The sequence below is a fragment of the Streptomyces sp. NRRL F-5135 genome (assembly GCF_000719775.1).
In the GTDB taxonomy this organism is placed as follows: Bacteria; Actinomycetota; Actinomycetes; order Streptomycetales; family Streptomycetaceae; genus Streptomyces; species Streptomyces hebeiensis.
Genome location: NZ_JOHR01000008.1, coordinates 116300 through 130623, shown reverse-complemented (window position 1 = coordinate 130623; position 14324 = coordinate 116300). Strand labels below are relative to the sequence as shown.

10 protein-coding genes are annotated in these 14324 nt (G+C 73.4%); 9 read left to right on the top strand and 1 reads right to left on the bottom strand.

Annotated features, from left to right (window positions below):
* Nucleotides 1-245: 245 nt before the first annotated feature.
* Nucleotides 246-692 (bottom strand): peptidoglycan-binding domain-containing protein, encoded by a 447-nt coding sequence (locus tag IG02_RS43615; protein WP_158712303.1) that lies wholly within the window; start codon nt 690-692, stop codon nt 246-248.
* A 333-nt stretch (nt 693-1025) separates the two neighbouring features.
* Between IG02_RS43615 and IG02_RS0115595 the strand changes: the two genes are divergently transcribed.
* The 9 genes from IG02_RS0115595 to IG02_RS0115555 all read left to right on the top strand — a co-directional run bounded on the left by IG02_RS0115595 (nt 1026) and on the right by IG02_RS0115555 (nt 14253).
* Complete coding sequence (locus IG02_RS0115595) at nt 1026-1874, top strand: helix-turn-helix domain-containing protein (protein WP_030747256.1); 849 nt, start codon at nt 1026-1028, stop codon at nt 1872-1874.
* Nucleotides 1871-2890: a helix-turn-helix domain-containing protein gene (locus IG02_RS39345; protein ID WP_051765080.1), complete on the top strand. Its 1020-nt coding sequence runs from the start codon at nt 1871-1873 to the stop codon at nt 2888-2890. Before IG02_RS0115595 ends, IG02_RS39345 begins: the two co-directional genes overlap by 4 nt.
* Before the next feature lie 419 nt (nt 2891-3309).
* Entirely contained in the window at nt 3310-4455 is a 1146-nt protein-coding gene (locus tag IG02_RS0115585) for an XRE family transcriptional regulator (protein ID WP_030747249.1), read from the top strand.
* Nucleotides 4456-4836: 381 nt separating this feature from the next.
* Nucleotides 4837-5826 (top strand): malate dehydrogenase, encoded by a 990-nt coding sequence (locus IG02_RS0115580; protein ID WP_030747246.1) that lies wholly within the window; start codon nt 4837-4839, stop codon nt 5824-5826.
* Nucleotides 5827-6282: 456 nt separating this feature from the next.
* A complete protein-coding gene (locus IG02_RS0115575) occupies nt 6283-7785 on the top strand; it encodes an aldehyde dehydrogenase family protein (RefSeq protein WP_030747243.1) in 1503 nt (500 codons plus the stop codon).
* Nucleotides 7786-8050: 265 nt separating this feature from the next.
* Nucleotides 8051-9790: a GMC family oxidoreductase gene (locus IG02_RS0115570; RefSeq protein ID WP_234314755.1), complete on the top strand. Its 1740-nt coding sequence runs from the start codon at nt 8051-8053 to the stop codon at nt 9788-9790.
* Nucleotides 9787-11115, top strand: coding sequence for a quaternary amine ABC transporter ATP-binding protein (locus IG02_RS0115565; RefSeq protein ID WP_078854510.1), 1329 nt, complete (start codon nt 9787-9789; stop codon nt 11113-11115). The genes IG02_RS0115570 and IG02_RS0115565 overlap by 4 nt, the downstream gene beginning before the upstream one ends.
* Nucleotides 11115-13226, top strand: a complete 2112-nt coding sequence (locus IG02_RS0115560) for an ABC transporter permease subunit (protein ID WP_051765078.1) — start codon at nt 11115-11117, stop codon at nt 13224-13226. Before IG02_RS0115565 ends, IG02_RS0115560 begins: the two co-directional genes overlap by 1 nt.
* A gap of 1 nt (nt 13227) precedes the next feature.
* The gene (locus IG02_RS0115555) at nt 13228-14253 is read left to right on the top strand and encodes an ABC transporter substrate-binding protein (RefSeq protein ID WP_030747223.1); all 1026 of its coding nucleotides are present in this window, start codon (nt 13228-13230) and stop codon (nt 14251-14253) included.
* Nucleotides 14254-14324: the final 71 nt, after the last annotated feature.

Sequence of the window (14324 nt, the reverse complement as noted above, 5' to 3'; positions counted from 1 at the left end):
GCCGCTGAGGACCGGCCGCTGAGGACGTCTCGCCGAGCCGGGCGGCTCGCGCGTGACGGTGGGCCCGCCCTCCTGGTCAGGAAGGGCGGGCCCACCGCGTTTCCCCCGTTGTTCCCCCGTGTTCTTGTTCCCCCGCTCTTCCCCCGTTCCCCGGAGTTCCCCCGGTTCTTTCGCCGCCCCCGGTTCTCCCCGTGGATCTCCCGCCCGTTCCCCCGAGCCAGGGCAGGAGACCCGCTCCGTGCCGGTCAGCCGCAGTAGTACGAGCTCTGGCGCAGCTTCTTCCAGGTGTTCTTGCCGACGATGCCGTCGGCGGTCAGCCCGTTCTTCGACTGGTAGCGCTTGACGGCGGCCTTCGTGTTCGCGCCGTAGCGCCCGTCGACCCCGGCGGGGTCGCACTTGTAGCCCTTCAGCAGGCACTGCGCCTCAGCCACGGCCGCACCCTGGCTGCCCGTGTTGAGGACGGCCGTCATGGTCTTGCTGAACCCGGCGGTCCAGCCCGTGGTGCCGTCGGCCATGGTCGCCCGCTTGTACTGGGACGCCGTACCCGTACACGTGTACGCCGCCGTCTGCGTGACCCGCCGCTGTCCGGCCTCGCCCGCCGTGTCGGCGTGCGCGGCCGGCGCGAGGGTCGGCGTGCCGGCCACCAGCGCGGCCGACAGCATCCCCGTGGCAACTCCCCTGCGTACGTTCATGGTGCCTTCCTCCCCCTGGGTCAGGAGGGCGGCGCGGGGTGGATCCGCGCCGCCCGGTGTGCACCACAGACTGTTCCGCGCCAGATCGGGGCAGCGCCATACAAACCGGTGGAACTGGGCTTCCGTGGGACGTAGAGGGTCCGGACCTGGGGAGATGCCATGTCCCATGGGACGTCGTGGGACGGGCCGGGACGGTCGTGGCCGGGTGGCGAACTGTCCGGAAGTGAACGGGGCCCCGGACGGGCCCGCAACCCTGAGTTGGGCGCTTGTCGTCCCGGGGGAGGATGAGGGCGTGGAGCCCCCGGAGGGGTCCAGAGCACGCATGAGGTGGACATGCCGCGTTGGAAAGAGCTTCCGTCGGAACTGCCCGAGAGGGAACGTCAACTGATCGTCCGGTTGAGACGGTTGAAGGACCGATCGGGGCTGGGACTGGCCGCGCTGGCGGCCAGGACGGGGTACAGCCGCTCCTCCTGGGAGCGTTATCTGAACGGCAAACAACCGGTGCCGTTGGCGGCGGTGGAGAAGCTGGCACAGGTCTGCGGGGCCGACCCGACCCCGTTATTGGTCCTGCACGAAGTGGCGGCCGAGGTACGGGAGACGAGACCCGCGCCCGCCTCCGGTGAGCAGCCCGCGCCCGGAGAGCCGGATCCCTCTCCCGCCGGGCCGGAGTCCGCCCCCGGTGAGCCGGATCCCTCTCCCGTCGGCCCGGAGTCCGCGTCCGCCGGGCCGGAGCCCGAGTCGGAGCTCTCTCCCGCCCCCGAGGGCCCGCGGGCCCCGCGACTGGTCCCGGTGCGGTACGCCCTCCCCGCCGCGGTCGTCGCCGCGGGCCTCGCCTTCGGCGGCGGCCTGCTGGCGGGCGGTGGCGGGGACGGCGACGGCCGGGCGGCGGCCGCACAGACGTACGGACCGGGCCGGACGTACGACTGCGAGTTCAGCCGCAAGGACGGCGGGGTCTACGCCGGCCACAGCGTCAGCCGGGAAGTGCTCCTGGACACGAACGCGAGTGGCCGCGACGTCGTCGAGGCGCAGTGCCTGCTGCGGCGGCACGGATTCGACCCGGGGGCCGTCGACGGGCTCTACGGGCCGAGTGCGAAAGCCGCCGTACGGGACTTCCAGACCGCGCGCAAGCTCGTCGCCGACGGCATCGTGGGGCCCGACACCTGGGGGGAGTTGCGCCGGTGAGCGCGGTGCCACCGAAGGCCGCGGAGTGCGAACGGCTGGCGGCGGAGCTGCGCGCCCTGCGCGATCGTACGGGCCTGAGCCTGGCCGAGCTCGGGAAGCGCACGCCCTACAGCAAGTCGTCCTGGCAGCGCTACCTGGGCGGGACGAAGCCGACTCCCCGGCAGGCGGTCGAGGCGCTCTGCGCGCTGGCGGACGAGCCCGCCGGGCGGCTGCTCGTTCTCTGGGAGCTGGCGGACGCGGCCTGGAGCGGCCGGGCCGGAACGACGACTGCGCCGGCGGCCGTTCCGGCGCCGGTTCCGGGGCCCGTTCCGTCGGACGCCGCGACGGCCGGGGGAACGGGCGAGGCCGCTACGGAGACGTCCCCAGGGGCGTCCTCGGCGCTCTCCCCGGCGGTGTCCTCGACATCTGGCCAGGAGAGATGGACGTCCGCCGTACCGGTACCTGTGTCCGGGGGCGGGAAGGGCCGCTTCGGCGGGCCCGGACGGTCGTGGCTCCTCGTCCTCGCGGCGGTGGCCGTGACCGGCGGGTCCCTGCTCGCCGTGGCGCTGGCCAACGGCGACGGGGCGGCGGGCACGCGGGGCGGTGCGGAACCGTCCGCCGCCACGGGAGAGGGGTGGGTCACGGCCACACCGGCGATACCCGGTTGTGCCGGCCCGTCGTGCGAGGGCAAGCATCCGGAGGTCATGGGCTGCGGGGGCACCGGGATGGTGGACACGCTCCGTACGTTCTCCGCCGAGCACGGCCAGCGGCTGGAACTGCGGTACGGCAAGGCCTGTCACGCGGTGTGGGTCCGGGCGACCGGGCTCCGGCTCGGGGACGAGGTCACGCTGCGGGTGGGCGACCGGCCGGTGCAGAAGATCACGGCGCTCGCGCGCCGGGACACGGTGAACTACGTTCCGACGCCGATGGCGGCGGCGGACGACCCGAGCGACGCTCGGGTCTGTCTTCGCCCCGGCGCGGACGGCGCGGACGGCGCGGACGGCGCGGACGCCGGACAGGAGTGTTTCGGCCGATGACCGTTCCGCCGAGCGCGCGGAGCCGGAGACCGGAGCCGGGGACCGGAGCCGGGGAACAGAAGCCGGGGGAACAGGAGCCGGAGAACAGAACCGGAATGATGACGGCGCCCGTCCTCTCCCCCGAGCACAAGACGGGCGCCGTCGGTCTGTGCTGTTGAGATAAGCGTCACGGACACGCCAAACCTGTTCAAGGGCTCCCTGTGGCCTGTGGCACGGAAGTGACCATTCCGCCATGGTGTGATCAGCGCGCGACGGATGCGAAACTGGTCCGGGGGATCGGCGCGCGTACGTTCCAAGGGGCATGAGCGCACGGACCGTTCACGCTGCCGGGCAGGGCTGCGGAACGGCGGCGGAACGGCCGCCGGGCGACGCGGCGCGGGGCACATCAGGCACGTGCGGGGGGACAAGGGGGAGGCGGAATGCCTCGTTGGAAGGCGCTACCGGACGGGATCGATCCGGAGATCAAGGAGTTCACCGGCCAGCTGCGCGGGCTGGTGGACCGCAGCGGTCTGAGCATCGCGGCGGTGGCGGACCGGACCGGCTACAGCAAGACGTCCTGGGAGCGTTACCTGAACGGCAGGCTGCTCGCGCCCAAGGGCGCGATCGTCGCGCTGGCGGAGGTGACCGGCACCCAGCCGGTCCATCTGACGACGATGTGGGAGCTCGCGGAGCGTGCCTGGAGCCGGGCCGAGATGCGCCACGACATGACGATGGAAGCGATACGCATATCCCAGGCGCGGGCGGCGCTGGGGGAGGCCGGTGAGTCGTCGGGGGTCGGCGAGGACCCCGGCGCGCGCCACCGCCGGGGTGCCGGCGCGAGGGGCCCGGGCACGCGGACGGAGCCGAAGGACGGGACGGGACGCGGGGAGCGTACGGAACCGGGTGCGGCGGGTGCGGGGGAGCCGGCGGGGGCGACCGGGGTGGCCGGCACGTCGTCGTGGCAGGCGCGGCCGCCGTCCGTACCGGTACAAGCGACTCCGCCGGGGCATGCGCCCGGTCACGCGGCCGGAGCCCCGGGCGCCGCTCCCGCCGGCTCGCGGCGCGGGCGCCCCAAGGCGGCGGTCTTCGTGGCCGGCATCGTCGGCGCGCTGCTGCTGGTCGCGGCCGCGGTGCTGCTGACCGACATCGGCGGGGACAGCGGCAAGTCGACGGTGGCCGAGGAGTCCTCGCCCCCGCCGTCGCCGTCCAAGAGCGCGCCGTCGCTGCCGGCCGGGGTGCTGTGTTCCGGCGAGGACTGCACGGGCAAGGACCCGGAGGAGATGGGCTGCGGCGGTGAGTACGCGCAGACCACCAGCAACGCCACGGTCGGTACGGCCCTGATCGAGGTCCGTTACAGCGAGACCTGCGGGGCGGCATGGGCCCGGATCACCCAGGCCGTGGCCGGTGACGAGGTCCGGATCACTCAGGGCGACGCTCAGGAGGAGGGGGCCGGGAAGGCGCAGACGGGCTCGGTCGAAACGACCAACGACGCGTACACCCCGATGCTCGCGGTCCCGGACGCGGCGGCGGCCAAGGCGTGCGCGACGCTGGCCGCGGGACAGACGGGGTGCACGACGACGCCGTGACGACCCGCCGGGCCGGGCCGTCTCGTGTGTCCGGCCCGCCCGCGGTGGACGGTCACGAACCCCGGTGCGCCGGGTCCCGTACGGCACGGGCCGCGGGGGCCCCGTACGGCGGGTGGCCCGTGGGCCAGGCGGCCGCGTACGGCACTGCGGCAGCCCGCCACCGGCCACGCCCGCCCCGCGAGCCGGCCCTCCGAGTGTCACGGCCACCCCGTGAGCGCCGTTCCTCGTGAGCCGCGCCACAAGGGGGCAGCGGTTCGGGCGGGGACGGTTCGGATAGCCTGACCGCTGGATGTCTCTTCACGTCAAGATTCAGTGCGCGGGGGAGATGTCCCGCACCAGGGGCAGGAAACCCCCACCGCCAGCTGTCTTACGGAGATCGCCATGACCCGCACTCCCGTGAATGTCACCGTCACCGGCGCCGCCGGCCAGATCGGCTACGCACTGCTGTTCCGCATCGCCTCCGGCCATCTGCTCGGCTCGGACGTGCCGGTCAAGCTGCGTCTCCTCGAGATCCCACAGGGGCTCAAGGCCGCCGAGGGCACGGCGATGGAGCTGGACGACTGCGCCTTCCCGCTGCTCCGCGGCATCGAGATCACGGACGACCCCAATGTCGCCTTCGACGGCGCGAACGTCGCCCTCCTCGTCGGCGCCCGGCCCCGTACGAAGGGCATGGAGCGCGGTGACCTGCTCGCCGCCAACGGCGGCATCTTCAAGCCGCAGGGCAAGGCCATCAACGACCACGCGGCGGACGACATCAAGGTCCTCGTCGTCGGCAACCCGGCCAACACCAACGCGCTGATCGCGCGCTCCGCCGCCCCGGACGTACCGGCCGAGCGGTTCACCGCCATGACCCGCCTCGACCACAACCGCGCCATCTCGCAGCTCGCCGCGAAGACCGGCGCGGCGGTCTCCGACATCAAGCGCCTGACCATCTGGGGCAACCACTCCGCCACCCAGTACCCGGACATCTTCCACGCGGAGATCGCCGGCAAGAACGCCGCCGAGACCGTCAACGACGAGACCTGGCTGGCCGACACCTTCATCCCGACCGTCGCCAAGCGCGGCGCGGCGATCATCGAGGCCCGGGGCGCCTCCTCGGCCGCCTCCGCCGCCAACGCCGCCATCGACCACGTGTACACGTGGGCCAACGGCACGGCCGAGGGCGACTGGACGTCCATGGGCGTCGTCTCCGACGGCTCCTACGGGGTGGCCGAGGGCCTGATCTCGTCCTTCCCGGTCACCACCAAGGACGGCGCGTACGAGATCGTCCAGGGCCTGGAGATCAACGACTTCTCGCGCACCCGCATCGACGCCTCCGTCAAGGAGCTGGCCGACGAGCGCGACGCGGTCCGTGAACTCGGCCTGATCTGAGTCGGTTTCGGTCGGTACGGATCACTCCCGGTCGCTCCGGGCCGACCGGGAGCGACCCCGCACGAGGGCCAGGGCCCCGGCTCGCCGCGTGAAGCGGCCGGCCGGGGCTTTTCGTATGCCCGGCGCCTTTTCGTGCGTCGGGGAGTGCCCGGTACGCGTCCGTCGACGCTCGGGAAGCGCCCCGCGCGTACCCGCCACGCACTCCGCCACGCACTCCGCCACGCACTCCGCCACGCACTCCGCCACGCACTCCGCCACGCACTCCGCCACGCGCACTCCGTCACACGCTCGGCGCCGTCCGGCGGCGGGCCGCCGTGCCCGTTCTGTACCAGTTGCGCGTGACCCCCAGCACTTTCGGCCACCGGAAGCGCATGCTTCCTCCCCTCCGGGGCAGGCGCCGCAATCGCCAGTCAGTGCTGGTGAGCAACGTTCCGGAATGGAAGGCAAAGACGCGACGTGTCGGCACAACAGACGATCCACGTGGACGGAAAGTGGCGAAAAGCCGCCTCTGGTGCCACACGAGACATTCTCGACCCCGCGGACGTCACGGTCCTGGCCGTCGTGTCCGAGGGCGGGGCCGAGGACGCCGACGCCGCGATCGCCGCCGCGCGTACGGCCTTCGACCACGGGCCCTGGCCGCGTACCCCCGTGGCGGAGCGGGCCGGGCTGCTGCGCCGGACCGCCGAACTGCTGGTCCGCAACCGCGAGAAGATAGCGCTGCTGGAATCCCGGGACTCCGGCAAGACGCTGGAGGAGGGGCGCGTCGACGTCGACTGTGTCGCCGACGCCTTCCGCTACTTCGCGGACCTCGTGATGAACGAGAGCGGCGGCCGGGTGGTGGACGCGGGCTCCGACACCGTCCACAGCGTGGTCGTCCATGAGCCCGTCGGGGTCTGCGCCCTGATCACCCCATGGAACTACCCGCTTCTCCAAGCGAGTTGGAAGATCGCCCCGGCCCTGGCCGCGGGCAATACTTTTGTGATCAAGCCGAGCGAGATCACCCCGCTCTCCACGGTCGACCTGATCGACCTGCTCGCCGAGGCCGGCCTGCCGCCCGGCGTGGCCAACCTCGTGACCGGCGAGGGCGCCACCGTGGGCGCCCGGATGTCCGCCCATCCGGACGTCGACCTCGTCTCGTTCACCGGTGGGCTCGTCAGCGGTACGAAGGTGATGGAGGCCGCCGCGCCGGGCGTGAAGAAGGTCGCCCTCGAACTCGGCGGCAAGAACCCGAACGTCGTCTTCGCCGACGCCTGCGCCACCGACGAGGGCTTCGACACCGCCGTCGACCAGGCCCTCAACGCCGCCTTCATCCACAGCGGCCAGGTCTGCTCCGCCGGTTCCCGGCTGATCGTCGAGGAGTCCGTGCGCGAGCGCTTCGTCGCCGAACTGGCCCGCCGCGCGGCGCGCGTCCGGCTCGGCCGGGGCACCGAGGACGGCGTCGAGTGCGGCCCGCTCGTCTCGGAGCGGCAGCTGGCGCGGACCGAGGAGTACGTGGCCTCGGCGCTCGCCGAGGGCGCGGTGCTGCGCTGCGGCGGCAGGCGCCCCGAGGCCTCCGACGTCCGGCCCGCGGCCGGCTACTTCTACGAGCCGACGGTCCTCGACCAGTGCCACCGGGAGATGCGGGTCGTGCGGGAGGAGGTCTTCGGGCCGGTCCTGACCGTCGAGACGTTCCGTACGGAGGACGAGGCCGTCGCCCTCGCCAACGACACCGAGTACGGGCTCGCGGGCGGCGTGTGGAGCGCCGACCCGGGGCGCGCGCGGCGCGTGGCCGGGCGGCTGCGGCACGGCACCGTATGGATCAACGACTTCCACCCCTACCTCCCGCAGGCGGAGTGGGGCGGCTTCGGCAAGTCCGGCATCGGCCGGGAGCTGGGCCCCGCCGGGCTGGCCGAGTACCGCGAGTCCAAGCACATCTACCAGAACCTCGAACCGCGCCCGGTGCGCTGGTTCGCGGGCTGACCACCCGTGCGCCGACGGGCGGTGCCGGGTCCCACCCCCGGCCCGGCACCGCCCGTCGGCGCGCATGCCGGTGAACCCCCCCCGGAGCGGTGCCGCCGGGCGCCCGGGGCGGGAGCGCTCCGCCCGCGCCCGGCGGTGCCCCGTAGCGGTGCTCTGTCGCGGTGACCCGTAGCGCTCACCAGTGCGCCCGCGCCGCCGGCGACCCGGACGGCACAACCGCTCACCCCGCCCCGCACCAGCCTCCAGAAGAGGAGCCACACCACCCATGCCACCCATGCCACCCATGCGACCCGTGGCCGAGCAGGAGAGCCAGGACGGCCAGGAGAGTCAGGACGGCCAGGCAGGTCCGGACGGCCGGGACAGCCGGGGCAGCCGGGACAGCTACGACTATGTCGTCGTCGGCGGCGGCACGGCCGGCTCGGTGATCGCCTCCCGCCTCACCGAGGACCCGGACGTCAGCGTCGCCGTCATCGAAGGCGGCCCTTCCGACGTCGACCGTCCCGACGTGCTGACCCTGCGGCGCTGGATGGGCCTGCTGGGTGGTGAGCTGGACTACGACTACCCCACCACCGAGCAGCCACGCGGCAACTCGCACATCCGGCACAGCCGCGCCCGGGTGCTGGGCGGCTGCTCCTCCCACAACACGCTCATCGCGTTCAAGCCGCTGCCGTCCGACTGGGACGAGTGGGCGGCCGCCGGGGCCGAGGGCTGGGACGCCGCCGCCATGGACCCGTACTTCGCCCGGCTGCGCAACAACGTCGTACCGGTGGACGAGGCCGACCGCAACGCCATCGCCCGCGACTTCGTCGACGCGGCGCGCAGCGCGCTCGGCGTCCCGCGCGTCGAAGGGTTCAACAAGAAGCCCTTCCACGAGGGCGTCGGCTTCTTCGACCTGGCGTACCACCCGGAGAACAACAAGCGTTCCTCCGCCTCGGTCGCCTACCTCCACCCCTTCCTGGACCGGCCGAATCTGCACATCGCGCTGGAGACCTGGGCGTACCGGCTGGAGTTCGACGGCACGCGCGCCACGGGCGTGCGCGTCCGCGCCGCGGACGGCACCGAGCGGCTGGTCCGGGCCCGCCGCGAGGTCCTCGTCTGCGCGGGCGCGGTGGACACCCCGCGGCTGCTGCTGCACTCGGGCATCGGGCCCCGCGCGGACCTGGAACGGCTCGGCATCCCGGTCGTGCACGACCTGCCGGGCGTCGGCGAGAACCTGCTGGACCATCCCGAGTCGGTCATCGTCTGGGAGACGAACGGGCCGATCCCCGAGAACTCGGCGATGGACTCGGACGCCGGCCTGTTCGTCCGGCGCGACCCGGCGGCCGAGGGGCCGGACCTGATGTTCCACTTCTACCAGATCCCCTTCACCGACAACCCGGAGCGGCTGGGGTACGAACGCCCCGCGCACGGTGTGTCGATGACGCCGAACATCCCCAAGCCGCGCAGCCGGGGCCGCCTCCACCTGACGAGCGCGGACCCCGAGGCCAAGCCGGCCCTGGACTTCCGTTACTTCACCGACGAGGACGACTACGACGGCCGGACGCTCGTGGACGGCATCCGGATCGCGCGGCAGGTCGCCGCCGCCGAGCCGCTGGCGAACTGGCTCGCCCGCGAGGTCTGCCCCGGGCCCGAGGTCACCTCGGACGAGGAGCTGAGCGAGTACGCGCGCAAGGTCGCGCACACCGTCTACCACCCGGCGGGGACCTGCCGCATGGGCGCGGCGGGCGACGAACAGGCCGTCGTGTCGCCCGACTTGAGGATCCGCGGCCTGGACGGCATTCGCGTCGCGGACGCGTCCGTCTTCCCGACCATGCCGGCGGTGAACCCGATGATCGGCGTGCTGATGGTCGGCGAGAAGTGCGCGGACCTCCTCAAGAGCGCCACGGGCGACGACACCCGGACCGACACAGGTACGGACGGCGATACGGGCACGGACGGCGATACAGGCACGGACAGCGACACAGGCACCGACACGGGCACGGACCAGGAGGCGCGGATCCGATGAGCGTTCTGAACGAAGCGGGCAAGGACGGTACGGGGCGGACGGGACGGACCGAGGACGAGCGGAGCACGCGGGCCCTCGCCCCGCCGGGCACCGAGGCGGAAGTGTCGACCCGCCCGCCGGTGTTCGGCGTGCGCAACGTGTGGAAGGTCTTCGGGCCCAAGGCGGAGCGCGTCCCGGGCGACCCCGGACTGGCCGGGCTCTCCCCGGCCGGCCTGCGCGCCCGCACCGGCTGCACCGCCGCCGTCCGCGATGTGTCCTTCGACGTCCGCAAGGGCGAGGTCTTCGTCGTGATGGGCCTGTCAGGCTCCGGGAAGTCCACCCTCGTACGCTGCCTGACCCGGCTCATCGAGCCGACGGCCGGGGAGATCCTCATCGACGGCGAGGACGTCCTCTCGATGGACCGGACCCGGCTGCGCGAGCTGCGCCGGCACCGGGCGGCCATGGTCTTCCAGCACTTCGGCCTGTTGCCGCACCGCACGGTCCTCGACAACGTCGCCTACGGCCTGGAGGTCCAGGGGATGGGCCGCGCCGAGCGCCGTGAGCGGGCCGCCGAGATGGTCGCCAAGGTCGGCCTGGACGGGCTGGAGTCGCGTCGGCCCGGGCAGCTGTCGGGCGGCCAGCAGCAGCGCGTCGGGCTGGCGCGGGCGCTGGCGGTCGACCCGGAGGTGCTGCTGTTCGACGAGCCGTTCAGCGCGCTCGACCCGCTGATCCGGCGTGACATGCAGGAGGAGGTCGTGCGGCTGCACCGCGAGGAGCACCGCACGATGGTCTTCATCACGCACGACCTGAACGAGGCGCTGCGCCTGGGCGACCGGATCGCGCTGATGCGGGACGGCCGGATCGTGCAGCTGGGCACGCCGGAGGAGATCGTGGGCCGGCCCGCGGACGCGTACGTACGGGACTTCGTCCGCGACGTGCCGCGCGAACAGGTCATCAGCGTCCGCTCCGCCATGCGCCGGGTGGAACCGGGCGAGAGCGACCGGGGCCCCTCGCTCGCCCCGGGCGCGACGGTGGCCGCGGCGATCGAGGCCGTGGCCCGCACCGGTGAGCCGGTGGCCCGGGTGGTCGACGAGGGCAGGCTGCTCGGGGTCGTGGACCGGGAGTGCCTGCTGGACGTGGTGGCGGGAACGCCGAGCGAGCGCGACGCGTCCGACGGACCGGACGAGTCGGGCGCGATCGACGGACCGGACGAGTCGGGCGCGGCCGGTGCCTCCGGCGGATTCGATGTGTCCGGCGGACCGGATGAGACCGGCGGACCGGATGAGACCGGCGAGCCCGACGGACCCGCCGGGGCGCGGGCGGGGTCCGACCGGGCGGTGCGTTGATGGCCCACGCCCCGACCTCGACCCCGACCTCGACTCCGCCCCCGACCTCGACTCCGACCGCGAGCACCGCCGCGACCCCGGCCGCCACCGGCGCCGGGCCCGCTCCCCGCGGCCGGCTCGCCTCCGCCCTGCGCGCCCACGCGCTCACCAGGCTCCTGCCCTTCGCCGTCTTCGCCGCCGTGCTCGTCCCGCCGGCGCTCACGCTCTGGCCCGGCACCGCCTGGCCGGACGCCCTGACCGTCGATCTGTCCGGTCCCCTCGGCGGCGCCAGCGACTGGATCATCGACAACCGCGACAGTCACCCCCTCTTCCTCTACTTCTTCGGGCACATCAGCAACGCCGTGGTGCTCTGCGTGCGCGCCGTGTACCTGGTCCTGCTCGGCGCGGGCTGGGCCGGTGTCACCGCCGCGGCCGGGCTGATCGCCTGGCGGGTGGCGGGCGTACGGCTCGCCCTCACCGCGGTGGCCTCGATCGCCGTCTGCGGGCTGCTCGGCATGTGGGTGCCGACGATGCAGACGCTGGCCCTGATGGTCGTCGCGGTCGTCGTCTCCGTCGTGCTCGGCGCGCTGCTCGGCCTCGCCGCAGGGCTCTCCGACCGGCTGTACCGCGCGCTGCGGCCCGTGCTCGACACCATGCAGGTGCTGCCCGCGTTCGCGTACCTGCTGCCGGTGGTGCTGATCTTCGGCATCGGCGTCCCGGCGGCCGTCCTCGCCACCGTCGTCTACGCGGCCCCGCCGATGGCCCGGCTCACCGCGCTCGGCCTGCGCGAGGCGGACCGCGGGGTCATGGAGGCCGTGACCTCGCTCGGCACGACGGCGCGGCAGCGGCTGCTGAGCGCGCGGCTGCCGCTCGCCCGCACGCAGCTGCTCCTCGGCCTCAACCAGACGATCATGATGGCGCTCTCCATGGCCGTGATCGCCTCCGTCATCGGCGCGGGCGGCCTCGGCGACCGCGTCTACCAGGCGCTGGCCTCGGTCGACGTGGGCGCGGCATTGGCCGCCGGGCTGCCGATCGTGCTGCTGGCCGTGGTGCTGGACCGGGTGACGGCCGCGGCCGGCTCAGGATCGGGCCCGGCCGCGTCCGGTACGTCCCCGTCCGGTACGTCCCCGTCCGGTACGGGCGGTGACGCCGGTGGCCGGCTCCGCGGGGCGTGGGTGGGGCCGGGGCGGACCGGCTGGGTGCTCGTCGCCGTCGCGGCCGTCGCCGTCGCGCTCGCCGGACGCCTCGCCGGCCGGCTGAACTGGCCCGGCTCCTGGACCGTCGCCATCGCCGAGCCCGTCAACGGCGCCGTCGACTGGATGACCGCCCACCTCTACTCGGGCGTGCCCGTCGTCGGCGGCACCGCGGACTGGGCCGGCCGCTTCACCACCTGGGTCCTGGACCCGCTGCGCGGCGGCCTCCAGGGGCTGCCCTGGTGGGCCCTGCTGCTGGTCGTGGCCGCTCTCGCGCTGGCGATCGGCACCTGGCGGACCGCGCTCACCGCCGTCCTCGCCCTGGCCCTGACCGGGGTGCTCGGGGTGTGGAACCCGTCGCTGGACACGCTGTCCCAGGTGCTGGCCGCCGTCGTGGTCACCCTGGTCATCGGCTTCGCCACGGGCGTCGCGGCGGCCCGCAGCCGCCGGGTGGAGGCGCTGTTGCGGCCCGTGCTCGACGTCTTCCAGACGCTCCCGCAGTTCGTCTACCTGATCCCGGTGGTCGCCCTGTTCGGGGTGGGCCGGGCGCCGGCGGTCGCGGCGGCGGTGGTCTACGCGCTGCCCGCGGTCGTCCGCATCACCACCCAGGGGCTGCGCGAGGTCGACGCGTCCGCGCTGGAGTCGGCGCGCTCGCTGGGGGCGACCGGCGGCCAGCAGCTGCGCCAGGTCCAGCTCCCGCTCGCGGGCCCGGCCCTGCGCCTGGCCGTCAACCAGGGCGTCGTGCTGGTCCTCGCCGTCGTCATCATCGGCGGCCTGGTCGGCGGCGGGGCGCTCGGCTACTCCGTCGTCTTCGGCCTGGCCCAGGGCGATCTGGCGACGGGGCTGGTCGCGGGCGCGGCGATCGTCTGCCTCGGCCTGCTGCTCGACCGGGTCAGCCAGCCCACGGAACGCGCGGGCGCCGACCGGAAGGGGGCCTGACATGGCTCGTCCACCTCACACCCGTACCCGCACGCGAGCCCTTGCCCGCGCCCGTACCCGTACCCGCGCCCGTGGCGCAGCCGCGCTCGCCTCCGCGTGCGCCCTGGTCGCGGTCACGGGCTGCGGCGCGGCCGACATGACCAAGCAGGCGTCGCCGTACGCCAACGCCCAGGGGGCGAAGTCCGTCACGCTCGCCGTCCAGTCCTGGGTGGGCGCGCAGGCGAACGTCGCCGTCGTGAAGTACCTGCTCGAACACGAGCTGGGCTACCACGTGGACACCGTCCAGATCGACGAGGTCCCCGCGTGGGACGCCCTCAGCCAGGGCCGGGTGGACGCGATCCTGGAGGACTGGGGCCATCCGGAGCAGGAGAAGCGGTACGTCGACGACAAGAAGACGATCGCCTCCGGCGGCGGCCTCGGCGTCACCGGCCACATCGGATGGTTCGTCCCGACGTACTTCGCGAAGCAGCACCCGGACGTCACCGACTGGCGCAACCTCAACAAGTACGCCGACCGGTTCCGCACCCCGGAGAGCGGCGGCAAGGGCCAGCTGCTGGACGGTTCGCCGTCGTACGTCACGAACGACAAGGCGCTGGTCAGCAACCTGAACCTGGACTACCAGGTCGTCTTCGCGGGCTCCGAGGCGGCGCAGATCACGCAGATCGAGCAGTTCGCGAAGGAGAAGAAGCCCTTCCTGACCTACTGGTACAAGCCCCAGTGGCTGTTCGAGAAGGTCCCGATGACGGAGGTCCGGCTCCCGCCGTACAAGGAGGGCTGCGACGCCGACGCGCGGAAGGTCGCGTGCGCGTATCCGCACACGCCGCTGGAGAAGTTCCTCAACGCGGACTTCGCGAGGCAGGGCGGGGCGGCGGCCGCGCTGATGAAGAACTTCCGGTGGACGACGGAGGAGCAGAACGAGGTCGCGCTGATGATCGCGGAGCGGAAGATGTCACCGGACGACGCGGCGGCGGCGTGGGCGAAGGAGAACAGGCCGGTGTGGCAGAAGTGGCTGCCGAAGCGGAAGTGACGGCGCCCCGGGGCCGGGGCCGGAACCGGTTCCCGGCGGTGGCTCGCACGGCCGGCGGTACGGCGTGACTC